The 24,765-nt window shown below is 41.6% G+C and carries 15 protein-coding genes; 4 read left to right on the top strand and 11 right to left on the bottom strand.

Features of this window, described 5'->3' with window-relative positions:
• The 3 genes from sufC to R2Q85_RS00545 form a co-directional block, all read right to left on the bottom strand.
• Window positions 1-762 (bottom strand): Fe-S cluster assembly ATPase SufC, encoded by a 762-nt coding sequence (gene sufC, locus R2Q85_RS00555; protein WP_316809783.1) that lies wholly within the window; start codon window positions 760-762, stop codon window positions 1-3.
• A 14-nt stretch (window positions 763-776) separates the two neighbouring features.
• Window positions 777-2,222, bottom strand: a complete 1,446-nt coding sequence (gene sufB / locus R2Q85_RS00550) for a Fe-S cluster assembly protein SufB (RefSeq protein WP_316809782.1) — start codon at window positions 2,220-2,222, stop codon at window positions 777-779.
• A gap of 100 nt (window positions 2,223-2,322) precedes the next feature.
• The gene (locus R2Q85_RS00545; RefSeq protein WP_316809781.1) at window positions 2,323-5,043 is read right to left on the bottom strand and encodes a TonB-dependent receptor; all 2,721 of its coding nucleotides are present in this window, start codon (window positions 5,041-5,043) and stop codon (window positions 2,323-2,325) included.
• A gap of 173 nt (window positions 5,044-5,216) precedes the next feature.
• Here R2Q85_RS00545 and R2Q85_RS00540 point away from each other — a divergent pair, with 173 nt between their 5' ends.
• Window positions 5,217-6,743 (top strand): Asp/Glu/hydantoin racemase, encoded by a 1,527-nt coding sequence (locus R2Q85_RS00540; protein WP_316809780.1) that lies wholly within the window; start codon window positions 5,217-5,219, stop codon window positions 6,741-6,743.
• Between the two features lies 1 nt (window position 6,744).
• Here the strand turns inward: R2Q85_RS00540 and R2Q85_RS00535 are convergent, their stop codons facing one another.
• Window positions 6,745-8,196 (bottom strand): M14 family zinc carboxypeptidase, encoded by a 1,452-nt coding sequence (locus tag R2Q85_RS00535; RefSeq protein ID WP_316809779.1) that lies wholly within the window; start codon window positions 8,194-8,196, stop codon window positions 6,745-6,747.
• A 111-nt stretch (window positions 8,197-8,307) separates the two neighbouring features.
• Between R2Q85_RS00535 and R2Q85_RS00530 the strand changes: the two genes are divergently transcribed.
• The gene (locus tag R2Q85_RS00530; RefSeq protein ID WP_316809778.1) at window positions 8,308-9,642 is read left to right on the top strand and encodes a GntP family permease; all 1,335 of its coding nucleotides are present in this window, start codon (window positions 8,308-8,310) and stop codon (window positions 9,640-9,642) included.
• Window positions 9,642-10,784, top strand: coding sequence for a glycerate kinase (locus R2Q85_RS00525; RefSeq protein ID WP_316809777.1), 1,143 nt, complete (start codon window positions 9,642-9,644; stop codon window positions 10,782-10,784). Before R2Q85_RS00530 ends, R2Q85_RS00525 begins: the two co-directional genes overlap by 1 nt.
• Here the strand turns inward: R2Q85_RS00525 and R2Q85_RS00520 are convergent.
• Complete coding sequence (locus R2Q85_RS00520; protein ID WP_316809776.1) at window positions 10,781-11,422, bottom strand: N-acetylmuramoyl-L-alanine amidase; 642 nt, start codon at window positions 11,420-11,422, stop codon at window positions 10,781-10,783. The two genes, R2Q85_RS00525 and R2Q85_RS00520, sit on opposite strands and share 4 nt — an antisense overlap.
• Before the next feature lie 52 nt (window positions 11,423-11,474).
• Complete coding sequence (gene ppsA, locus R2Q85_RS00515) at window positions 11,475-13,883, bottom strand: phosphoenolpyruvate synthase (RefSeq protein WP_316809775.1); 2,409 nt, start codon at window positions 13,881-13,883, stop codon at window positions 11,475-11,477.
• Between the two features lie 147 nt (window positions 13,884-14,030).
• Between ppsA and R2Q85_RS00510 the strand changes: the two genes are divergently transcribed.
• A complete protein-coding gene (locus tag R2Q85_RS00510; protein WP_316809774.1) occupies window positions 14,031-14,915 on the top strand; it encodes an AraC family transcriptional regulator in 885 nt (294 codons plus the stop codon).
• Between the two features lie 4 nt (window positions 14,916-14,919).
• Here R2Q85_RS00510 and R2Q85_RS00505 read toward each other — a convergent pair whose 3' ends face one another.
• Genes R2Q85_RS00505 through R2Q85_RS00485 form a run of 5 tightly spaced genes read right to left on the bottom strand, consistent with a single transcriptional unit; the run spans window position 14,920 to window position 24,677 of the window.
• Window positions 14,920-16,593: a sodium:solute symporter family protein gene (locus R2Q85_RS00505; protein ID WP_316809773.1), complete on the bottom strand. Its 1,674-nt coding sequence runs from the start codon at window positions 16,591-16,593 to the stop codon at window positions 14,920-14,922.
• A gap of 21 nt (window positions 16,594-16,614) precedes the next feature.
• On the bottom strand, window positions 16,615-18,891 hold the full coding sequence (locus R2Q85_RS00500; RefSeq protein ID WP_316809772.1) for an FAD-dependent oxidoreductase: 2,277 nt from the start codon (window positions 18,889-18,891) through the stop codon (window positions 16,615-16,617).
• Window positions 18,892-18,906: 15 nt separating this feature from the next.
• Window positions 18,907-20,919 carry a sialate O-acetylesterase gene (locus R2Q85_RS00495; RefSeq protein WP_316809771.1) on the bottom strand — a complete coding sequence of 671 codons (2,013 nt, stop codon included), beginning with the start codon at window positions 20,917-20,919 and terminating at the stop codon, window positions 18,907-18,909.
• An 18-nt stretch (window positions 20,920-20,937) separates the two neighbouring features.
• Complete coding sequence (locus R2Q85_RS00490; RefSeq protein WP_316809770.1) at window positions 20,938-22,929, bottom strand: glycoside hydrolase family 2 protein; 1,992 nt, start codon at window positions 22,927-22,929, stop codon at window positions 20,938-20,940.
• A complete protein-coding gene (locus R2Q85_RS00485; RefSeq protein ID WP_410478833.1) occupies window positions 22,926-24,677 on the bottom strand; it encodes a glycoside hydrolase family 97 catalytic domain-containing protein in 1,752 nt (583 codons plus the stop codon). Before R2Q85_RS00485 ends, R2Q85_RS00490 begins: the two co-directional genes overlap by 4 nt.
• Window positions 24,678-24,765 lie beyond the last annotated feature (88 nt).

Raw genomic sequence — 24,765 nt, 5'->3', positions numbered from 1 at the left:
TTACAGTGCAGTTAAGTCAACTTCATCGGTAATAAAGTCATATCCCTTTTCTTCCAGTTCAAGAGCCAGCTCCTTGGTACCCGATTTAACGATCCGCCCATTGTACAGCACATGCACAAAATCAGGCTGAATATAATCCAGCAAACGTTGATAATGGGTAATCACCAATACCGAACGGTCCGGATTGTGCAGTTTATTGATCCCATTGGCAACAATGCGAAGGGCATCAATATCAAGACCAGAATCCGTTTCATCCAATATGGCCAGTTTCGGTTCCAGCATCGCCATCTGGAAGATCTCGTTGCGTTTTTTTTCGCCGCCGGAAAAACCTTCGTTAATTGAGCGGCTCAACAATGACTGGTCAATTTCTACAAGGGCCATTTTCTCTTTCATGGTTTTTAAAAAAGCAACCGAATCCAGGGGTTCCAGCCCATGGTATTTACGTTTTTCATTTACAGCCGCCTTGATAAAATTGGTGGTACTCACACCAGGTATTTCTACCGGATATTGAAAAGCCAGAAAAAGTCCTTCACGGGCCCTGTCTTCAGGCGATAATTCCAGGAGATCCTTTTCCAGGAACCTCACTGCACCCTCCGTAACTTCATATTGTTCCCTGCCAGCCAAAACAGAAGCAAGTGTACTTTTACCTGAACCATTTGGTCCCATAATCGCATGCACCTCCCCTGCTTTTATCTCCAGGTTAATTCCTTTTAATATCTGTTTACCTTCAACGTTTGCGTGTATATTCTTAATTGACAACATATTCATATATTTTATTATCCTACACTACCTTCCATGCTAATGGCCAATAGTTTTTGCGCTTCAATGGCAAATTCCATCGGCAGCTGGTTCATTACTTCTTTGGCAAAGCCATTTACAATAAGCGCTACAGCAGCCTCCGGATCTATCCCTCTTTGTCTGCAATAAAAAAGCTGGTCCTCACCAATTTTAGAGGTGGTCGCTTCATGCTCTATTATGGCAGTTTTATTTTTTACCTCTATATAAGGAAAGGTATGCGCACCACACTTGTCGCCCAGCAACAAGGAATCACACTGCGAATAATTACGTGCATTAAGCGCCTGTTTGCTCGTCCTTACCAGGCCGCGGTAGCTATTTTGGCTATAACCCGCCGAAATGCCCTTAGCTACAATCCTGCTCCTGGTATTTTTACCCAGATGGATCATTTTTGTACCCGTATCGGCCTGTTGGTGATTATTTGTAAAAGCAACTGAATAAAACTCCCCGATAGAATTGTCACCTTTTAAGATCACACTTGGATACTTCCAGGTAATGGCAGAACCTGTTTCCACCTGCGTCCAGGAAATTTTTGAATGCGCACCTTTACAGATGCCCCGTTTGGTTACAAAATTATAAATACCACCTTTACCTTCTTTATCACCAGGATACCAATTTTGCACAGTAGAGTATTTGATTTCTGATTTTTCCATGGCGATCAGCTCTACCACCGCAGCATGCAATTGGTTTTCATCACGCATGGGCGCCGTACAGCCTTCCAGGTAACTTACATAACTTTCATCTTTCGCCACAATCAGCGTACGTTCAAACTGTCCGCTGTTTTCCGTATTGATGCGGAAGTAGGTAGACAGTTCCATCGGGCAGCGGACTCCTTTTGGAATATAACAAAAAGACCCATCAGTAAATACTGCCGAATTCAAGGCAGAAAAATAGTTATCTGTCATCGGCACTACAGACCCCAGGTATTTCTTTACCAGTTCAGGGTGCAACTGAATGGCTTCACTTATGGAGCAGAAAATGACCCCGATTTCAGATAGCTGTTCTTTGAATGAAGTAGCAATCGAAACGCTGTCCATCACCACATCCACGGCTACACCGGTCAGGCGTTGTTGCTCACCAATAGAAATGCCCAGTTTCTCAAATGTACTCAGCAATTCCGGATCTACTTCATCCAAACTGTTCAATTGCTTTTTAGGTTTCGGTGCCGCATAGTAAATGATATCCTGATAGTTAATGGGCGGATATTTCACATTAGGCCAGGTCGGTTCTTCCATGGTTAGCCAGTGTTTATAAGCCTTAAGCCTCCATTCCAGCATCCATTCCGGCTCATTTTTCTTACCGGAGATGAGCCGGATCACATCCTCATTTAACCCTTTAGGAATCGCATCAGTATCTATATCGGTCACAAAACCGTACTTGTATTCACTTAATACGGCATGATCCAGGGTATCTTGTTGTTCTTTCATGATTTTCTAGGTTTGAAAGATTGAATATGATACAAAGATACCCTGTTGGATTGTTTATACAAAATAGTATAAACAGAGAAATGTAAGATTTACATTTGCATTAGTTCACCAAATAGGTATAAACTTTTCGGCCCAGATTTCCAAATGCATCCATACCTTCTAACACAACCCGGTAAGTTCCAGGTTCATTAGCATTAACATACTCAAAGCTGGCATTTCCCTCTTTATCAGTAATGATGTTAGGCTTCCAGTAAATGGTTGTACGATAATCTGAAAGATTCGATGTTTTGTTTGGTTCATATTTGGGCATATAAAACTGTCTTGCAGTATAATACCCGGCAGGCTGGTAGGGAAGTATTCCCGGAGCTGCACTTATATTTTTACTATCCCGTTTGCCTTTTTTGGAAGTAAGGACTAAAACACCGCCATTAGTACCATATACAAATGAAAGTCCAGTACTAGATAGCACTTCTATACTTTCCAGGTCGTTCATTATGATATCGCCAATCATATCAGCGTTAATTTCCATACCATCCAGAATTATTTTCATAGGAGAAAGGTTGTCAGAAGTCTGCGCCTTATTAAGGTAAGGAATTTCTTGTCCTTCATTATTCAACCTAAAACTTAAGCCTGCCACCCTTCCTACCAAAGCCTGGCGTAAATCTTGTTTTGTTTCCAGTTGCTCTGCTGTAAAAACATAATCTGCTACCCCTGGACCATTAAAATTTAAAGATTCAGTGACCTTCTTTTTTTCTCCAACAATTTCAACTGTTTGCAGATTGATAGTATTGCCCAACAAACCTAAACGTCTCAATTCATTAAAATAGTTATCACTTTTAGTTAAATATCCGGCTATCGCTTCGTTCACGTTAACTTCAATATCTCCGCTATTCCGATTCCTGGAAACCAATTGTCTAGGCCGTGCATCCATCTGAATATTTACATTATTTTTGCCTTTGTCTGTTTCCGCTTTTATAGCAAACTTTGTACTATCTCCAAAGAACATCTCCCTGAAGGCAAATCTCCCATTTTCATCAGTGAGCGTATCAATCATGAAAAACTTACTTGACGAAGACAACAATGTAACTTTTCCGCGCGCAACTGGCTTATTCCCACTTGTTGTAACCTTGCCGCTAATTACCAATAGTTTCTCTGGTTGAAATTTAACAGCGTTAGTTTTTCCGTCTAAGAAATCGTTCCAGATAAAGCGCCTCCAACCCTGAGTCATCATGAGCAGGTCAAAATTATTTCTGGTTTGTACATCATCGTTAAGGAAATAATAATTCGGTTTCTCTATGTATCCAGCCAAATCAGAACTAAGCAATAAATCCGTAAAAATATTGCTCTCATTAAGTTCGTCAGTTTCAACTTTCGATATATTGTTAATAGCGACAGAAAAACTGCCTGGAGTAGATTTACCGGCATGCAAAACTTTAAAGCCAGTGGTAATTTTTGCGGTTCGTAAACTCTCACCTGGTTTGTTTTCAAACTGAATATCTAATTTGTCTGACATGTTGCTGATAAATATCAGTCTTTCGGCTGCAGGCTTATTATCTGGTGTAAATAAGGTAAGCCTTGCAATTCCAGACCTGATCTTCTCTTTTGGAAAGTTGACAGCTACGACTTGTCGTTCGGAACTCGCTTTTGTTGAAAAAATCACATTGTTATTCTGCTGAACAATAAGTTTAAGGTCACCCTTTCCCAACAGCGAATCACTAATCATTATTTTAACGGAAACTTTCGAACTATCTGAGTTATTAACAGATAAGACATAACCCGCTGTTAATTGTTTTGGTATGGGTATTTCTTTTTTAGAACCATCAGCAAAAGTAGCAACAGCGGTATAGCGCTGTCCTGGAAGTGGATTCAGGATAAAACTTCCCAGCCCCACATGTTTAGTTTCAATTTTGCTTAGTTCAGTTCCGGTTTGATCTTTTATCGACAGCATTATATTTTTGCCCAGACCATCATTTCCCAATACCTTTACAGCAATTTTAGATGGTATATTTTCAACCAGGTTACCACCTTCCGGAAAAAACTGTATATCAAGTTGGTTTGAACTCAATTTAATCGGAACCACTTTTGTGACTTTTTCCTTATTAGAAATTGCAAGTGTAGCAACAATCCTCCCTGTTTGTGGCGCATTTTCATTCAGGTTCGTCAAACCTACGTTTATTTCCCCTTTCGAATTTGTAGTGGCTTTACCCTTAATAGGTTTACCACCAAAATAGACTTCATAATTTACCTCCTTCAAAGCATACGGTGTTCCATTTTTTTGAGTGAATTTAAGCAATGAATTCACCTTACCTTCCTCATTATAAGTATAAGTTGCCAGTGTCTTTATTCCTAATGAACTGCCAATTTTAATGGTTTTATCATAGAAATACTCAGATCCTGAATTCTGCATCCAGCGAGTATAAGCTCTAATTCTATAATTGCCTTCAGCCAATGAATCTTTCAAATTAAAATCACCCCAGCCCATACCGAAAGAAAGCGGTATAATCAATTGCCTCTCCACGCTATCCAGGTCATTAATAAGATCAACGTATAAAGTATTGCTGATTTGAGAAGGCTCCGCAGTCACGGTATTCAATACGTATGCTTTAAACCATATATCCTCTCCAATCGCATAATAAGGCTTATCCAGATGCAAGTGTATTTTTTCTTGCTGGTTGTTTTTATTATAGGCTTCCAGCTTAGCGAGCATCTCTAAAAAAGGGTCGGCACTCCCTAGAAAGGCAGATGTAACTATAAAAATTAACAGCACTGTCAATCCTACCAACGTATGCTGCATTTTCATATAATGAGAGGTTAATTTCATATACTTAAAAATAAATATTTTTCAATATAACTATTCTTAACCATTTTGCATAATAATATATCAGGACACAAGAGCTTAATTATTAAACTTGTCGTTGGTATTAAAATACTTTAATATCTTTATATACTATAAAACATTATTTTTTTAGTCTAATTCGTTATCAGCCAGCTCCCATGAAGTTTAAAAGATCATTTTTGTTCTGCATATACATAATACATGCTTTCTGCACTACTGAGGCGCGTTCCCAAAGCACTAAACCAGAAGCCATTGAAAACGCCATATTAAAAGATAAAAAGAATTTTTATTACGTTGATTTTAAAAATTATAATGCCACAGACCGCTCGCTTCCTATCGGAGTTTTTGATTCCGGAACAGGCGGTCTGACCATATTAAATACCTTAGTCCAATTTGACCAGCACAACAACACTACACAGTCAGCAGGAAAAGACAATCTTCCCGATTTTGCAAAAGAAAAATTCATTTACCTGGCTGATCAGGCCAATATGCCCTACGGAAATTATTACAGCGAAAAGAAAAATGACCTTCTGGTCGAACACATCATTAAGGATGCACAATTCCTTTTATCAGACAAATACTATTTAAACGGCGAGGCTAAAAATTACAGTTCAGACAAACAGAAAGTAAAAGCCATTGTAATTGCCTGCAATACCGCTACTGCTTATGGAAAAGAATATATAGAAGAGTTTATAAAAAGTACGGGGCTTCAGCTCAAGGTAATTGGCGTAATAGATGCAGGTGCCCAGGGTACGCTTGATGTTTTCAAAAAAGACGAAAACGGTTCCATAGGTGTTTTTGCTACGGTAGGCACCATCGCATCCAAGGGCTATGAAAACACCATACTAGCTCTAAAGGACAAATTGGGCTACACCGGCAATCTGCAGGTGTATAACCAGGGCGGATACGGACTTGCAGAAGCTGTAGATGAAGAACCAGACTTCATCAACCGTAAGGCTACGGCACCAACAGCAAACTACCGCGGGCCAAAACTGGATAGCGGTGCCTATAAAATTGAAAAAACCTTACTCGATGTGTATAATTTTGATTTCAGCAACCATAAAATGCTGTGCGACAGCAAAACAGATGATTGCGGAAATATGCAATTGAACGCTGCCGACAATTATGCCCGGTACCACCTGGTGTCCCTGATGGAAAAAATCAGAAAAACCAAAGGCGCACAGCCACTTAAAGCCCTTGTTCTGGGCTGTACCCATTATCCCTTCCTAATTACTGATATCCGGAAAATACTTGACGACCTGTACAATTTTCAGAAAAACGGTGATTTTATCTACCGCCCGTTTATGAATAAGCACATCGAGATCATTGACCCTGCAGTAAATGTTGCCACAGAACTTTATTCCTACCTCAGGCAGCAAAACCTTTTTAATCCTGCAGGAAATATGAATGCCAGTGAATTCTTCATCAGTGTACCCAACACAACCAATAAAGCTGTAATCACGGACGATCAGGGCAGGTTTACCTATAGCTACAAATACGGAAGAAATGCCGGAGAGATACAGGAATATGTAAAAGTGGTACCCTTCAGCAGAAACAACATTCCTGCTGAAACCCTCAACCGCATTCAGACAGTAATCCCCTCTACCTATCAGCTGATACAAAAATTTCATACCAGTAATTCCAAACTGGCCAATTTACCCGAGGCAGAAAAGATCAAGCCATAACTTAGTATCCAAAAGTATTGTGCAAAACCTTTACAGGTTGGTCCAGTTTCAGTAAAAACCCATTAATTACTGCATAAAGTGGCTTACCCTGTTTGTTCAGCAGGAAATTTGCCGGTTGATTTAAGCCTGCCTCTCCAGACACTGCAGTTCTATTGCTTAGGTTCAGCATCCTCTTTTTAACCGGGCCAATGGGCGATTTCCCATCAGACCATTTCACAAATAAATATCCGGCTCTGATCAGCTCCAGCTCATCAGCTGCAGTTAATGCATTCCATTCCTTTTTTGTCAGCGTTTTTAATTTCCCGGGTGTATAATCCAGGATACTTGCATCCGCCTCATCATAGCCAAACACCCGCTCTACATCGCCCAGTTCCTCAATGCTGCCCTGAAAACTTACGCCACGGTAATCAGCGTCCTTAATCTGCGAATGGTTGATCCCCAGATTGGTTACAAAAGAATTCCCCGACTTCGTTATTTTTACATTCCGGATCAGCACATTGTATAAAGACCTGTTGTTTTCAGGGATCTTTTCATATGCCGCAATGTCTTCCTTCAGGTAGGATTGATGTGCTATGCCATTTAGCGCGCTTAAAAGCGCGTAAAAATTCAGTTTGCGGATGTATTCTTTTTCAAGATCTCCAGAATAACCACCAGACTCTATTAAGATGGTCGAAATCCCCATACCCTGAAAGGTATCACCGAAACAGCGGGGATCATAATCGTCATTGTATTTCGCAACTTTATCCGGCATGTGCTGCTGCAATACATTATTCATCAGCAAAATAACCTGTCTTGCTTTTTTACGCACGGCATTCATGTCTTTTGCATAATTATAAGCAGGGTCCAGGAAAGAAATTGTGGCCGTATTTTTAGTAGGCCCGGCTGTATACAATGTACTTTGGTCGTGCAGGTTAAATCCAAAATCAGGTTTAACTTTTTTGGCAACATCCATTAGCAATCTCGCTTCCGGGCTCACCAGCATACGTGCATCCCTGTTGATATCAATATCAAACGCATTCCTTCTTTTAAAAACTTCAGCCCCATCCGGATTAAGCAGGGGTATAAAATGAAGCTCCAGCCTATCTAGCAATTCTTTTCTCAGTTGATTATACTGATCATCGGCTTTTAAAAAATTAAACAGGTCAAACAAGGCCCTTGTTGCCGTAGTTTCATCACCATGCATTTGCGACCATAACAATATTTTTATCTTTCCCCTGCCAGCAGTCAGCTGAAAAATGCTGCGCCCCTGCGCAGAACTCCCGGCAGTTTCCACTTTAAAAAGGTCAGACTTTTTCTGCTTTTGAATTAAGGGAAGTAGATCGGCATGCTTAAAAAACCGGTCTTTCAGCATTGGTTCCTTATACTTATCGTATTGATCCCATAAATCAGACAAATCCTGACCAAAAACTGTTTGCGTTAAAAGCAGCAACAGCAACCCAAAAAACTGCTTCATCTTAATGATTTTAATAAAAAATACAGATACATAGCTGTAATACCTGCTATAAATATAAAAGATTATAACAAAACATTACATTAGTATCCAGACAAAAAACCAAATGAACTTATGCCAGCTGAAACTTCTTTTATATACCTGCTGATCTGTCTGCTTGCAGGCATATCCCTCATCGTATTGCTCACCACAAAATTTAAAGTCCCCGCAGCATTTGCACTCATCATAGGTTGTTTCTTTGTGGGTCTGGGTGCACATTTATCCTTAACCGAAGTGGTCAATTTTATGAAAGACGGCTTTGGCAATATCATCAAATCGCTGGGGCTGATCATACTTCTGGGTACCACATTGGGCATCTTACTGGAATATACCGGCAGTACTTCGGTAATGGCCAACTATATTTTAAGAAAACTTGGCGAAAAACGAACGGTATGGGGTATCAGTATTACAGGTTTTGTAGTTGGCTTGCCTATTTTTTGCGATTCCGGCTATATTGTACTTAGCGGGCTAAATAAAACATTAGCCAAACGCGCCGGTATATCCATCGTAATTATGTCGGTATCACTGGCTACAGGATTATATTCGGTGCATTGCATGGTCCCACCCCATCCGGGAAGCGCAGCAGCAGCAGGAATAATCGGAGCTGATATCGGCAAACTGATCCTCATAGGAAGTCTGGTAGCCATACCAGCTATGATCGTTGGAAATATATGGGCCAGGTATGCAGCCAAAGATCTTCCGGCCCCTATCATGGCAGAAGAGGTAGCGGCCGATGCCCGGCTACACCAGCCCTCTGTTATCCAATCATTTTTACCCATCATAGTTCCCATTGCCCTTATCGCCCTGAAAGCTTTTATTTCCATAGAGGCCACACCGGAAAATGCATGGATTACCCGGATGCTTTCCATTGGCGACCCGGTCATTGCCCTGATTATTGGCATATTGCTCACTTTTTTCTGCAGAAAATCCTGGAAAAGAGCAGAACTTAGCCATCTTTTGCAAGATTCAGCAGAAAAAGCCGGTGGAATTCTGGTGATCATTGGAGCAGGTGGTGCATTTGGTGCTATACTCGCAGCCATTAAGATCGGCACACATTTGAGCGAATCACTTGCTTTAGACAGCATGGGCCTTTTTTTTCCTTTTCTGCTTACTTTCATTTTAAAAACTGCCCAGGGATCATCTACAGTGGCCATTATCACCGCCGCATCTATTGTGCTGCCTTTATTGCAGGTATTGGGGCTGGACAGCGAAACCGGCAAACTGCTCTGTGTACTGGCTATGGGCGCAGGCTCAATGATGATCTCACATGCCAATGATGCCTATTTCTGGGTCATCGCCAAGTTCTCCGGGCTCGATATGAAAACAATGCTCAAGGTTTATTCTGTGGCTACCATACTCATGGGAATCACCTCGTTTGCCATGGTTTATATATTATCCAAATTTTTATAATGATGCATATCCTGATTGCCCCAAACGCTTTCAAAAACAGCCTTACTGCTATGGAGGTAGCAGATGCTATCCAAAAGGGATTACATTCCAGCAAACTGAACTGCACAACATCCTGCTTTCCAATTGCCGATGGGGGTGATGGCACCGCCAGTCTGATCATCAAAAAATGTGCGGGGCAACGAATTGAACTCCACGCCAATGATGCATTTGGCAGAAAAATCCCTTCCTCATTTGGCCTGATTGATCAGGGAATGACGGCAGTAATAGAAATGGCAGATGCATCTGGTTTGAGGTTATTGAAAAGTTCAGAATTAAATCCAATGGCCGCCTCCTCTTTTGGTACCGGCGAATTGATCAGGGCAGCTTTGGATAAAGGCGTAAATAAAATCATCATTGCAATGGGCGGCTCTGCAACCGTTGACGGGGGTTGTGGAATATTAAGTGCATTGGGCTTTACTTTTTTAGATGCAGCAAATCAACCACTAAAAGCTACGCCACAAAACTTAATCAACATTCAAAAAGTAGATGCCTCAAAAGTGGACCCCAGGGTGGCAAATTGTGCGTTCATTATTCTCTGCGATGTGGACAATGGTTTACTGGGGCCTGATGGTGCGGCAGCAGTATTCGGACCTCAAAAAGGAGCAGATGCAGCCACGGTGAAACTGCTGGAAAGCTTTTTAAGCAAACTTGCCAGAATAGCCGATCAGCAATTTAATAAACCTTTAGAAAACCTGAAATACGGAGGTACAGCCGGTGGCGCAGCAGCTGGGCTACACGCATTTTTAAATGCAAAGCTGGTAAACGGCATTGAATATTTTTTAGCCTTAACCAATTTTGACCAGGAATTAAAACATGCCGACCTGCTGATTACAGGCGAAGGAAGCATAGACTTGCAAACGCTACAGGGAAAAGGCCCTTTTGGCGTAGCCAAAATAGCTTTTGAAAGCAACATTCCGGTTATTGGCCTTGCAGGAAAGGTTCCTCTCGAGCCTGAAGCAGAACTGTTAAAGTATTTTACCGTACTAACTGCAATTGGAAATGAACCTGGAACTTTAGCTGAGGCCATGCAAAATACCGGTAAAAACCTGGAACGGACCGCCCATTACATGGGAAACATGCTGCATTTTTCAAAGCAGGTTTAATAGCTCTTTACCACCTTTTTCACCTCACCTAATATATATCCGTTTTCAAAATAAGAATAGATATCCGCTCCGGGGCAGGTGGTTTGCTGGCTGTGATCACGGTGGGTCGAGATCTCTTTAGGAGATATATGGTATTTGACACATTGATCTGCGAGTAAGTTGATCAAAACCTTAAGGAGCTTATCGTCTAATTTTTGCTGACTGTAGTTACCTAAAAAACAGATCAGCAAATGACCGGTAGGATCATATTCAGTATTGGTTTCGCCAACATTAAACGGGCTTCTGCCTTCGTAAACAGATCCGTCCGGTGCAATTAATAAATGGTATGGAATATCAGTCCATTTACGGTCTGGTCCCATACACCAGGTTTGTAAATTCTTTAAACGTTGCCTCGCATCATCAGCAGTGGTCAGGATCTTTCCGCCTTCATGATGAACAGTGATCTTTATAGGTATGTGTTGCTTATATGGCCTGGCTTCCTGTGCTTTCCATTCGCTCTTGGGTATAATCATTACAGTATCCCTGGATATTCTCTTGCGCGATTTTTTGGATTGCGCAAAGCACTGGTCGGAAAAAAAGAGTACCGCACCAAGAACAAGGAGGACTATCGTATTATAATGACGCTTTAACGGCTGCATAGATTTTATTTTACAAAGAAATTAAATCAAATATATAGAACGTTTTTTAAAATCACCGTACCACCAACTTATCCTCTATTTCCTTTATTGCATTTACAGTTTTCATAAAGGAATCAGGTGTAACTGAAATGGAATCAATTCCTTCTTCTACTAAAAACTGTGCAAAATCCGGATAATCAGACGGTCCTTGCCCGCATATCCCAACCTTTACGTTCATTTTCCTGGCAGACCTGATCAGGTTAGCAATCATTATTTTAACCGCATCATTTCTTTCACTATACAAGCTGGCCACCAACGAAGAATCTCTGTCAAGCCCCAATACCAATTGCGTAAGATCATTAGAACCGATAGAAAAGCCATCAATATGCACAGCAAATTGCTCTGCTAAAATCACATTGGAAGGAACTTCCGCCATCAGGTATACTTCCAACCCATTTTCTCCACGTTTTAAACCAAACTCCTCCATGGTTTGATACACCAGTAAAAGCTCATCAACGGTTCTGCAAAATGGGATCATGACAATTACATTGTCCAGCCCCATAACTTCGCGTACTTTTTTAATCGCTTTGCATTCCATCCCAAAAGCGGCCCTGTAGGCATCCGAATAATATCTGGAAGCCCCTCTCCATCCAATCATTGGATTTTCTTCGTAGGGTTCAAAATATTTTCCCCCTGGCATATTGTAATACTCGTTGGTTTTAAAATCAGAAAAACGAACAATAACCTTGTTTGGATGATAAGCGGCTGCAATTTTTGCTACCCCGTAAGATAGTTTTTCCACAAAATACTGTTCTTCGCACTCATATCCGGAAATGGTTTCCCTGATCAGTGCAGTTAGCTCAGCATCACCCAATTGCCCATGTTGCAGCAATGCCAGGGGATGGATTTTGATGTAATTGTTAATGATAAATTCCTCACGTGCAAGCCCAACCCCTTTTGCAGGATAATGGGCAAAACGAAAAGCAATATCAGGAGAGCCAATGTTCATCATCACCGGCGTATTGATTTCCGGCAAATCAGAAATGCGGTGTTCTTTCCTGCTAAAAGCAATTCTGCCACGATAAACAATACCCGTTTCGCCTTCTGCACAGGAAACCGTAATTTCATCACTGGTTTTCAATATTTCTGTAGCATGATCACATCCCACTATGGCAGGCACCCCTAATTCCCGGGCAACAATAGCAGCGTGGCAGGTCCTTCCGCCTTTATTGGTGATAATTGCAGCAGCTTTCTTCATCACAGGCTCCCAGTCCGGATCAGTCATTTCAGTGACCATAATGTCTCCCGGCAAAAAGTTGATTTCATGAATAAGATGTTTTTCCAGTCCAACCAGGTTATGCACCCTGCCAGACGCGATTTTATCACCGACGGCAATACCAGTCAATAGAATTTTATGCAATCGCTCCGTATCATTGATCTGGTATTCAGTAAAACAATCAAGCTTACTACGGGAATGAATGGTTTCAGGTCTTGCCTGCACAATAAAAAGTTCACCGGTAAGGCCATCCACCGCCCACTCCACATCCATCGGACACCAGTGGCCTTTCAGTTTCGTATAGTATTCTTCGATTACGATTACCCAATTGCTCAGTTGCAGAATCTGGTGATCATTTAAACAAAATCGCTTTGCATCTTTTACAGGCGTAGTGATCACTTCAACTGCTTTTCCAATTTGCGTTCCATAAATCATCTGCTCCTGTTTTTTACCTAATTTCTTTTCAATGATAGCTGCAAACCCTTTTTTAAGCAGTGGTTTATGAACAATAAATTCATCAGGATTGATTGCTCCCTGTACAATCATTTCGCCTAAACCGTAGGAACCGTTAATGATGACCGCATCTTTAAAACCACTTTCCGTATCGATTGAAAATGCAACTCCCGAAACCCCGATGTCGGAGCGCACCATTTTCTGGATACAAACAGAAAGACCAATATTAAAGTGACCGAATTCAAACGATTCCCTGTAGCTGATGGCCCGGTCGGTAAATAGGGATGCAAAACAATTTTTAATTGCAGTCAGCAGGTTTTCAGCGCCCCTGATATTTAAAAAAGTATCTTGCTGGCCTGCAAAAGATGCATCTGGCAGATCTTCAGCAGTTGCTGATGAACGCACAGCAACACCCAGCTTATCTTCGTTCTGCCCTATCAGTTTTCTATAAGCACCTATAATTTCAGTCTCCATGTGAATAGAGAATTGTCCGTTTTGTATCAATTGCCTGATTTGACTGCCACACAACGACAGCTCCTGCAACTGCTCAATATTTGTTTGTTCAACAATATTTTTTATTTGCTGATCCAAACTGTTGTCCTTGAGATATTGAAAATATGCAGCGCTGGTAACAATAAATCCATCAGGTATGTTTACACCCTGGGGAGCAAGTTTCTGCAGCATCTCTCCGAGTGATGCATTTTTACCACCAACCAAATCAATGTCTTCAATAGCAGCTTCTATAAGCTTCATCGTAAATATATTACCTTTCATATCTTAAATATTATGACACAAAAGTATAGACCTGCCTGCAGCTTCAATTGTTAAATTTTAAGAAAAACTGATATTATATTAACAATATATTCTATATTTTTATATTTTTATTATAATATAATATAAATGAAGGATTTTATTGAGCAGGTATTAAAAGTGACCACCTCTACCATCACTTTGGCAGAGGGAAGCGCTTACCATGCGCTGAATAGCTTCCACAACCATCAGGAGATAGAACTCATTTATGTTAGATCAGGTGAGGGAACTTTCTCCATAGGGCATACCTCCAAAAGGATTTCAAGCGGCACCATGATTCTGATAGGCACAAATATCCCCCACATGTTCAAGTTTGAAAGCAACAGATATTATGATTACGCCATGAAACACGCTAAAAAACTTGTTCCATTGCAACTGTTAACCCTGCACTTTGACCCCTATAAAATGGGCAACGATTTTTTGACGCTTCCGGAAAATATCGTCATCAGAAACCTGCTTGAAAAAGCAAAGAAAGGTATTTTAATTCCTGAACATACCAAACTGGCTGTGATTGAATACTTAAAAAAAATAGAATCATCGCTTCATTATGAACAGCTGCCATTGGTCTTGCAGCTCTTAAACAGAATTGGCGTATGTGAAGAAATAGTAGGCCTGTCGGCATACAACGAAAAAAAACCGTTTAAAAAAATAGACGAGACCAGGTTGACCATGGTATATCTATATACCATGGATAATTTTTATAAAGAGATTAAGCTGGAGCAAATCGCAAATGTGATCCATATGGTCCCCAATGCATTTTGTCATTATTTTAAATCACGTACCGGCAGAACTTATTTCGATTTTTTGATCGCAGTAAGGATCGAGCATGCCTGTAAACTATTAAGGGAAAGCAATGACAGTGTAACTTCAGTTTGCCACGACTCCGGTTTTAGCAATTTATCAAACTTCAACAGGTACTTTAAATTACAAACCGGGAAGTCGCCTTTAGAATACCGGCGAAGTTTTAGAAATTAGCAGGCTACATCTTCCTGGAAGCCAGTCTCCAAATCAAAATAGCAGCTAAAAAAATCACCGCGCCAACCGTCATTACCATGACAGAAAAATCCTTGGCAATGTATCCTAAAATCCCGATCCCCATACCAACCACAGCCATCGACAAAGCAATTACCCGAATCCCGAATTTATTTTGTTTTGCTGCATCCGCATGCACCGCCGGATCCAAAGGTCTCACTTCCATCGCAAGTTTTTCTTCTTCCATGGCAATAGCCTTTCCGGAAACCCGCCCATTAGTTTGGTAATAGATTTCAAAAAACAGCAGTATAGCCATTGGAATCCCCATTCCCAAACAGGTTTCCATCGTACGGTCCAATTTTAAATCCCACAAACCAGGTGTAATTACCTTAAAGAATAAATTGATCACCAGCGACAATACCGTTGCTGTCACCACAGATACCCCGGTTTGACGCCGGGAAAAAAGTGTCCAGATGACCGGCGCAAACAGGGCTCCACCGGCAATAGAAGCTGTACTTAACACCACTTCTACAATTCCCCCAGCACTTGGTATCCAAATGGCTACCACAATAGTCAATGCGCCAAAAAGCAAGGTAAAGAACCGGGCCATCCATATCACTTCACTTTCAGAAGCTTTGGGCCTTAGCAAATTCTTATAAATGTCTTGCGCAAAAACCGTAGCGGCCATATTAATGGTGGTATTTGCCTTACTGGAAGTGGCCGAAACCATTCCGGCAAGTACCAATCCGATCAGACCTGCCGGCATTACCCGCTGTATCAGCATCATATAGGCGTCCTCCGTTTCTAAACCCTGAAGGTTCGGATTGATTACGCGGTATATCATTGGAGGCACCATCCAGATAAACGGGCTGATAAAGTACAATATCGTAAAGATACCGGCTACTTTTCTGGAGTTCTTTTGATTGGACACACTGGTATAACGCTGCACATACGACCAGTTACCACCGATGTAAAAAGTCTGGTAAACCACAAAGGCCAGCATAAAACCAAAAGTATAATCCTGGTTAAACGGTTCAAAAAAATGAGGTGGTGCCTTGGCTACCAGGTTTGCAGGTCCGCCAATCTGCGAAAAAGCAATTGGAATTACAATCAATACCGCAGCAGTTAAAATCACAAATTGTACCACATCGGTAACCAAAACTGCCCACAACCCACCGGCAGCAGTATAAACGACAATGATTAAACCAATCACAATGATGCAGGTTTCCAGCGAATAAGGTGTGGCTACATGCACCATTTTCCCCACAGGATACAATACCGCTGCAGTTGTAAAAAGACTGAGTAATAGTGTCAAATAGGTATAAAATTGCTTTTCCCGTGCACCAAAACGCTTTCCAATGTACTCAGCAGCAGTTGCCACCCCGGTTTTTTTCCACCTGGCAGCAATAAACAAAGTCACAATTAAACCACTGATGGCCATAGTCATCTGTATGGCGTTGGCAACTAATCCGTGCTTATAGGCAATAGATCCCCATACCACAAAAGTCCCTGCAGAAAAATAGCTGATGAACAGCGACAATCCATTAATCCACCAGGGCGTTTCTCCCCCGGCCTCAAAAAAGGCCTGGCCACTTTTACTGCCTACCCTTGTAAAAGTAAGCCCGATACCAAATATAAGTAAGGCAAAAACTGCCATTACCACAAAATCTAATTGTCCCATTTATTTCTATGCAATTAATTGTTAATAACAGCGTACGGCAAATAAAGCCGCAGGTATATCTGCAGATGGATGTGCTAAAGATATGATCAAACTTTTGGTATTTACCGGCTCGGCCAGTTCAATCACGTTTCTGCTCTGGTAATTACCCGCTTTGCTAAAGATCACCCTGCCCTGCTCATCCTTAATTACATAATCCCTTACACAAAAAGGCATCACATTTTCCGGATGCCCCATCAGCACCGATTCCATTGGATGATCGTAATCTGTATCAAAAAGCAGCTCTATCCTTTTAATTGTTTGAATTTCTTCCCAGCTGATGGTCATTGCAGGATGCGGATCGTTCCAATCGGCCACCCAGGCATTTGGCCCATACACAGGCCTGTCTATTCCATTTGTAATGTTTCCGGCTTTAAAAGCAGCTATTCCCTGTTCATATTTAAATGCGATGTTTTGTCCTTCCGGCCTGCGTTTAGGGCACCAGAATTCAAACTCATCCACTCCTATATCTTCAGGAGGGGTTTGCTTTCCAAAATTGGAAACCTCTTTATTTACAGAATTAAATACAGAAAGCAAACCTGTTACGCGTTTGGCAGAATAATGCAATTTCACTTTAGGATTTTTGATAAAGGTGATAAAAGCATAGGCTTCCTCCTTCATCACCACATCAAAATTCACCTGCAGACAGTTTCTTCCTGCTGTTACAGGCAAAGTTACTTTGTCGATGATGACATCTGGTGTATGATTAGACTGCTTACTGCTGATCCTGAATTCAACTTCCAGTACTGTTGCCTCTTCCCCTTCTGCATGAAAGCTAAACGTTTGTGCCTTTCCTTCTTTTAAAGGGATCATCTGGGCAACAGAACAGTCCAAAGGCTTCAGCAGATCTGCTGAGGGCAGTTCAGTAAGCAACAGCTCACTGGAGGCAGTAACATCAGCCACATTTATCAGATTCTGCGGATCATTCAATACCAGGTTTGGAATGTGATGCCCGGTACGCAGCAATGCAGTTTGCAAAGCTGGTATGAAGCCTTTGTGATAAATATCCGCAGGCAACAACTGGTTATCCTTGCAAATTTTTGCCGCCATAGCTATTGCCTGTGCAGCATGTGCAGCAGTTGCCATCACCCTTGTAGAACCAAAGGCCACATGTGTAGCGCTGATGATCCTGCCCGCTAAAAACAGGTTTTTAATGTTACGGCTGTACAGCGAGCGGTAAGGGATCTGATAGATGCCCTTGCTATGCCATTGGTTACAGCCTGGCTTTTCACTAAACACGCCATCAGCAGGATGCAGGTCTATACTCCAGCCTCCAAAAGCCACCGCATCATCGTGCAGCCGCTGTTCTACCACATCCTGTTGTCTGATGATATATTCCCCTTCAAAACGGCGGCTTTCTCTTTTTCCTGGAATGGTTCCTACCCATTCCAGTGTTAAGTTCTCTGCTTCAGGAAAATTACCTGAGTTTTTGATATAGTTCCATGCCCCGTAGGCTACCTTCCACAATTCCCATTTGATCTGCTCTGTATCATGTACCGTATCCAGTCTGCCCCCATATTCCAGCCACCAAAGTTTACAGCCATATTCCCTGGCATTGAAATTTTTAAATCTCGGCACCCTTGTAATGTCGTCCAACGCGTAAGAAGGGGCAATAAATTTTACAGGCTTACCTGTGTCCTTGCTATAAAAATACAGGCTATGCCCAAGCAGTTCACCATATTCTTTTGTAGGCGCAAAAAGCTCTCCAAATTCATCCTTACTTTCGGCACCCATCCGGAATGCCGCACCTGCCAGAAAAGCCACAATTCCGTCACCCGATGCATCACAAAACAAAGGGGCTTTTACCATATATTCCGTAGAGTTCTGACTGCAAAAAGCTTTCACTGCATTAATTTCATCTGCGGATGATTGCTCTACATCATAAACGGCAGTATTCAAAAGCAAGGTAATGTTCGGTTCCGTTATCACTTTATCCAGGAGTACCATGTCAAACATCAAAGGATTTCCTTCCGGGTTCCTGTACATGTTTTCCACCATCAGCTCATCCACCACACCGCCTTCCCGGGCCCACCGGTTGTTGTTCCCCATATGCGATGTTGCACCCAGCATCCAAAGCCTTACCTCGCTGCTGGCATTTCCGCCAAGTACAGGCCTGTCCTGTACCAAAACTACTTTCAAGCCTTGTCTTGCAGCAGTAATTGCTGCACAAGTTCCAGAAACCCCGCCACCAATCACGGCAAGATCTGCCTCCAGTTCCAAAGCTTGCAAAACCCGCTTTTCACCTCCCTGATTAATTATCATAAACGCTAATTTGTATTATTTTTTTCCGTCAGTTATACTTTTCCAATCGTCGGTTCTAAATGGTGACAAAGGAAATCCTTCTGTGTTAAACACATTGGCACCATTACTTTCTACAGGGCTGCCCGTCCAGGCATACCTTACGGCCGCCGGCTTCACTTTCCACAGCCATACCACAATTTCATCACCGTCAATTTTTGCATTGGCCCAGGCAAATTTCTTATCAGCTCCGGCAATTGCAAAGCCTTTTGGAACTGTACCATTTTTGGTGATCAATCCCTTTGTTGAATTACTGAATTTCATGCGGATGCTGTCACCGCTTAATCTCATCGATTGGTACAATGGAGAAGTATTGAGTTTATTTTCACCATACACTGTTTTCATAGCCTGAATTGCCAATCGTTTACCAACTACCTGTTTATTAAGTGGATGGATATCATATGGGTCACCAACATCAATGGTAACGGCCATACCTGTTTTATTCAATGAAAGGGCTTCAGTCTGTGCCTCTCTTAGTTCTGCCCAGAAATGATCGACAGGCTCAGTTGTAATGGCCCCATAGCCTGCCAACTGGGTAAAGATGAAAGGCAGATCCCCCTGTCCAAACTGCTTTCTCCAATCATTGATCAGGAGCGGGAAAAGTGTTTTATATTGAAAAGCCTTACCAGCATTATTCTCTCCCTGATACCACAAAAAGCCTTTTACCGGCAATTTTTCAAGTGGAGCGATCATACCATTGTATAAAACCGAAGGCAACGAAGCTACATTGATCAGCCCCTTTGGCTGTTCTGGATATGCTGTCGCCGGTAAACCCATGGCATATTTCCATTCACCTGCCAGTGGTATAGTCGTTGGTGAAGCTGACTCTACCATTTGCTCTAACCTGATTACAGCTGCGTCTTTCGCTTCAAATCCCGCAGGTCTGTCAAATGTTTCCAGCCTGATGGCAATTACATTTTCCCCTTTCAACACCAGTTCTCTTGGAATGCGATATACTCTTTTGCCCCCAAACCCCGCAACCCTACCTACTTCTGTTCCGTTGAAATAGGTAATGTCACGTTCATTCAGTTTTTCCATGATCAGCGTGAGATCCTGGCCGTTCATTGATGGAGGAATAATAATATGCTTACGTAGCCATATGCTTCCTTTATAGTTAACAGGCCCTTGTTCATCAAGCGTTCCTGGCACAACGAATGTTTTCCAATTTACATCACTGTATTCATTCTTATTCCATTTTTCGATATAACCTTTGTCCTTTTCCAACAATTTTTTCGCATATGGGAAACTGCTGTTCATGTACATCTGTTTTTGGATCACGTCTATTGTAGCACCATTTTTATAGGTCTGTAACAAGCTATCTGCTTTAACTTTAAAATCAGGATGCGTAACAAGCGCGGCATTACTGATCCAGGATTCAGCAGGTGTACCACCCCAGGATGTATGAATAATCCCAATAGGTACCTGATAACGTTCATTCAATGATCTTGCAAAGAAATAGGCTACTGCCGAAAACTCCCAGGCGTTCTCCGTGCTACAGGTTTTCCAGGTCGCATTTTTTGTTTCTTCTAAAGGAAAAGAACTTGCATTCTTAGGGACGGTGAAGAAACGGATACCCTCATGATTGGCTTTGCGCAATTCATATGGCGCATTAAGCGTACGTCGTAATACCCATTCCATGTTAGATTGGCCTGAACAAACCCAAACGTCACCTATCAGAATATTCTTCCAGGTAAATAAACTGTCAGACATAACTTTCAGTTTATACGGGCCACCCGCCTCCATAGCTACAAATGAAATTTCCCATTTACCGTTATCATTGGTATTGACCTTTTGCTTTTTTCCGGCAAACTCTATCTCAAAAGATGTTTTTTTATTGGCTGTACCGTAAAACTTAATTGGCTTATTCCTTTGCAGAACCATGTTCTCACTAAATAAGTTTGATAACCTAACAATTCCGCCCCCTTTTGAGAAGGATGCTACACAAACAAAGGTGATTAGCAATGCGAAGCCCCTGGTATACTTCAAAATCATATCTATGTTGTTCTTTAATTAAAATGCTTGCCTTAGTACTACAAAACCACCTGGTTTTATCAATTCTATCTGTCTAACTTTATCAAGGGATGAAATGTCCAGACTCAGTTCCTGTGATTCACCAGGTCTTAAAGTTTTAAGCTGTGCACTTTTCTCTCCTGCTTTTACCCGGTAGCCTTTTAAGACGTAAGAAGGGAAATCTGCCCGGGCTGTTATATTTATGGTTAGTTTTCTGTCTTTAGCGCTTAACACAGCTATCAATGCAGGCGAAAATTCTTGCTGCAAGAACCTGTAACTGTCTCTTGGCTCACGTTCTGGTGTAACTACTCCCCAAGATCTGTAACCATCGGCATTGGACAATGGGAAACGGCTTAAATAGTCATTAAAGGCCCAAATGGATGCACCAACCACATAATCTTTATTTCTAAATGCTGCTATAGCCTTCTTAAGATGATCAATGCGGTCTTTTTCCGTCTTATTTGGTGTGCTCATAATTCCGAATTCACTAATGTAAACTGGTTTTGACGGATATAGCTCATGAATCCGCGCCACCCATTTATCATGGTTCGCATAAACATTGGCACTTACGAAATCAACATATTGTGACGCCTCGTCTTCCGGTTTCTTTATATAATCCCTAAAAACAATATTGGTAGCGAATGTAATGAGCCGGGTAGCATCAAGCTCCTTCGTAAATTTACTCATATCTCTTACCCATGCTTGTCCCTCTGGTTCGTGTGAGTAAAACTCATTTCCTAAAGAATAAGCTATTACCGATGGGTGGTTCCAGTCTCTCTCCACCATCTCTCTCATTTGCGACTGAAATTTCCTTCGCATCATCGTATCGGCCATTTGTGAAGAGGCCAGTTGCCAATTTCCTGCTTCAGTGATGATCAGCATTCCATGTTTATCCGCCCAATCGAGCAAGTCGTTAGATACCGCATGATGACCAATTCTGGAAAGTTCCATTCCTGCCGATTTCATCAGTATAAGATCTTTCTTTAGTATGCTGTCTGGATCTATAGAACCGTAACCAGGGTAATCCGCAGGCCTGTTTCCACCTGCCATCCTAATAGGCTCTCCGTTCAAAAGGAATTTTGCATTTTTTATTTCAATCTTCCTGATCCCAAAATTATGACTCAATGTGTCCCTACCAGTAAATGCCTTCAAGGTGTACAAGTATGGATGATCCTGGTTCCAAAGTTTTACCTGGCCCGCACTCATATTGCTACTAACAACTACTTCTTTTGAAGCATTTGCAGGAATGCTAATTTTAAACGGCTTAAATAATGATAAGAATTTACCAGATTCATCCTGAACATGAATAGTCAACGTTACTGTAGCCCTGGAAGCAGAGGTGTTTTTAATAAACCCAATAATGCCAATATTTGCAGTACCTTTTTTCAAATCCGGATCGGTATGAATTTTAACTTTACTAAGGTAAACCTCAGGACGGATCTTCAGTTCAACAGGCTTAGTTATCCCACCGTAATTCATCCAGGGATAAACCTGTGCAGCACTTGCGTTATAATTTGAATCGATAGACCTTGCTCCCGGAATAGTAGTCCTGTCCCAAGAATTGTCGACCATCACCGACAACACATTTTTTTCTTTTAACGCAGAAGTAACATCCAGCTCAAAAGGAGTATAACCGCCTTCATGTGAACCTACTTTCCTGCCATTTAACCATACCTCACATTTGTAAAATACAGCATCAAACTTTATAAAGGCTCTATTACCTTGTTGGATAGGCCTGGTGTCAAACTTTTTAAAATACCAGGCGTTACCAGTGTAAAAAAAGTAACGTTTGTCAACAGAAAAAGAGTGGGGAACTGTTACTTTATCCAATTTATTATCCGGAAAAGCAGGAGCTGTCCAGCCTTCAGTTGCCCCGATCTTTAGCGGGTCAAGAGCAAATGTCCAGGCACCAGAAAGGGATTGCGTGTTAAACTGGGCAAAAACTCCTGAGGACAGCAGTATCAATACAATAGAGAGGATATTTTTTTTCATGGTTTAATTTCTATTAAAAGCCCTCCATTCGGACCAATAACTATTTTTTTATCATCAGCCGCAACAAGTGTTGCTGTTTCTTTCAAAAAACCATCCGCAGCATCTGTTATGGTAACCATTGTATATTTTTTTGCTGTCTTTAAAAAGGATGGATGTAAAGAAAATTCCCTGTTTTTAGCTGTTCCGTTAATCACGGCCACATACCATACTTCTCCTTTTCTTTTGGCAATCGCAGCAATTTCACCTACTGAACTGCCAGGCAAAACAATCGTTTCATCCCAGGTTACCGGTAATGTTTTTAATAAGGGAATAACCGGCTTAAATTTTTCATCCGCCAATAATTTTACCGGATTTTCTGCCAGACATTGGAAGGGCGAGTTGAACAGGTAAAACAAAGCCAGCTGATGGGTATAGCTGGTATTGGCTTTGTTATAGAACAAACCGGGAGTATAGTCGCCATGCCCAAGGATCAGCCTGGTAAATGGCAATGCAGCATTGTGCCATGCAGGTATCGGCTCTTTCATGATGTTCAGTTCCATACCCCGGATGCCTTCCCTGGTCATTTCATTGGGATAGGTTTTACTTTCTCCTGTAGGTGCATGGCAGCCATGAAAATTTACCATCAGCTTTCTTTTTGCGCAGGCTTTTAAAAAACCAATCTCAAAATCGATCAGTTCTTTCGCTTCACTATCCATAAAATCTGTTTTTATGCCCACAACACCTGCATTGCGCACACTATCCAAAAAGGCATCCCTGGTTAAAGGATCTCTCAAAGCCTTAGAATTTTTCCAAACCCATACCCCCACCTTTTTGCTTGCCGCAAAATTGCAGATTGCTATTAGTTGTTTCCATTTGTCGGGCCATACGGTTTCCCAGCCCTCATCCAGCATGGTATATTCAAAGTTCAGTTCGGCCGCAGCATTTATAAATTTCATTTCCTCTTCAGGCTGCATATAATTATCTGTCCGTGTTATCCAGCTCCAAACAGCTCTCCCAGGTTTAATGTAACTTTTATCCGCATACAATGCTTTATCAGGCTCAGGGTTCAGGTCATTGATCATGGTATTGTTAACCAGGCCGTTCAAACCTGAAGCATAAAGTAATACCCGCCATGGTGTAATGATCTTACCCGTTACTTTAAATCCATCCTTTTCTGTAAAATCAGCCTGCAGTGTCCGTTTGCCCATCGCTCTAAAACGCATCCCGCTGTAATTATACAAGGCAGCCTCTGTAAGCATAGCGTATTTTTTACCCGGAAGTTCAAACAACAAAGGTTTACCCTGTATCGGCCCCTGGCTGGATACTACATCCAAACTGTCTGCCGAAGTACTTTGCCATAAGCCAGCATAACTTTTGAGCTTCCAGCTGCTGTTGCGCTCAAAAAACCAGACCCTGGATGCCGGCAGTATAAAAGTGGTCAGTTCCCTGCTTACCAATTGATCGGTCTTTCCATCAAAAATATACCGGAAGGCTGTACCTTCGTTGGAGAGCATAAATTCAACCCTGTATTTTCTACCTGCTTCCGTGATCAATATATGGTAGGAATTATAGGTTTTGCTTTTCGATTGAATGGTGCTTTTCTTCAGCGAGGAAATATCCTTCACCTGGGTTCCATAAGCGATACCGTCTACAATAAGTCCCATGGAACCATTATTGATCAATACCTTTTCGCCGGCTGCTATCTTGTAAAACAACTTTCCGTTTTTATGATATATTTTCGCTGACAGATTCCCTGAAGGGCTCCGCATCGTTATTTCAGCATTTAAAATGCTCGTTTTCCCTGCAAGAGCGAGAAAAAGAAGAAGGACAAATAATATGTTTTTTTTCAACATTGAT

Origin of the sequence: Pedobacter heparinus (genome assembly GCF_032678725.1) — a bacterium.
Lineage (GTDB): Bacteria > Bacteroidota > Bacteroidia > Sphingobacteriales > Sphingobacteriaceae > Pedobacter > Pedobacter heparinus_A.
This window is presented reverse-complemented; position numbering and strand designations above follow the sequence as displayed.

What these genes read in the sequence shown, in the direction of transcription:
- R2Q85_RS00535 (WP_316809779.1), bottom strand. Translation starts at nt 8,196, where the DNA reads ATGAAGCAGTTTTTTGGGTTGCTGTTGCTGCTTTTAACGCAAACAGTT.
- R2Q85_RS00540 (WP_316809780.1), top strand. Translation starts at nt 5,217, where the DNA reads ATGAAGTTTAAAAGATCATTTTTGTTCTGCATATACATAATACATGCT.
- sufC (WP_316809783.1), bottom strand. Translation starts at nt 762, where the DNA reads ATGTTGTCAATTAAGAATATACACGCAAACGTTGAAGGTAAACAGATA.
- R2Q85_RS00500 (WP_316809772.1), bottom strand. Translation starts at nt 18,891, where the DNA reads ATGATAATTAATCAGGGAGGTGAAAAGCGGGTTTTGCAAGCTTTGGAA.
- sufB (WP_316809782.1), bottom strand. Translation starts at nt 2,222, where the DNA reads ATGAAAGAACAACAAGATACCCTGGATCATGCCGTATTAAGTGAATAC.
- R2Q85_RS00490 (WP_316809770.1), bottom strand. Translation starts at nt 22,929, where the DNA reads ATGAAAAAAAATATCCTCTCTATTGTATTGATACTGCTGTCCTCAGGA.
- ppsA (WP_316809775.1), bottom strand. Translation starts at nt 13,883, where the DNA reads ATGAAGCTTATAGAAGCTGCTATTGAAGACATTGATTTGGTTGGTGGT.
- R2Q85_RS00520 (WP_316809776.1), bottom strand. Translation starts at nt 11,422, where the DNA reads ATGCAGCCGTTAAAGCGTCATTATAATACGATAGTCCTCCTTGTTCTT.
- R2Q85_RS00485 (WP_410478833.1), bottom strand. Translation starts at nt 24,677, where the DNA reads ATGCGGAGCCCTTCAGGGAATCTGTCAGCGAAAATATATCATAAAAAC.
- R2Q85_RS00530 (WP_316809778.1), top strand. Translation starts at nt 8,308, where the DNA reads ATGCCAGCTGAAACTTCTTTTATATACCTGCTGATCTGTCTGCTTGCA.
- R2Q85_RS00495 (WP_316809771.1), bottom strand. Translation starts at nt 20,919, where the DNA reads ATGATTTTGAAGTATACCAGGGGCTTCGCATTGCTAATCACCTTTGTT.
- R2Q85_RS00505 (WP_316809773.1), bottom strand. Translation starts at nt 16,593, where the DNA reads ATGGGACAATTAGATTTTGTGGTAATGGCAGTTTTTGCCTTACTTATA.
- R2Q85_RS00525 (WP_316809777.1), top strand. Translation starts at nt 9,642, where the DNA reads ATGATGCATATCCTGATTGCCCCAAACGCTTTCAAAAACAGCCTTACT.
- R2Q85_RS00545 (WP_316809781.1), bottom strand. Translation starts at nt 5,043, where the DNA reads ATGAAATTAACCTCTCATTATATGAAAATGCAGCATACGTTGGTAGGA.
- R2Q85_RS00510 (WP_316809774.1), top strand. Translation starts at nt 14,031, where the DNA reads ATGAAGGATTTTATTGAGCAGGTATTAAAAGTGACCACCTCTACCATC.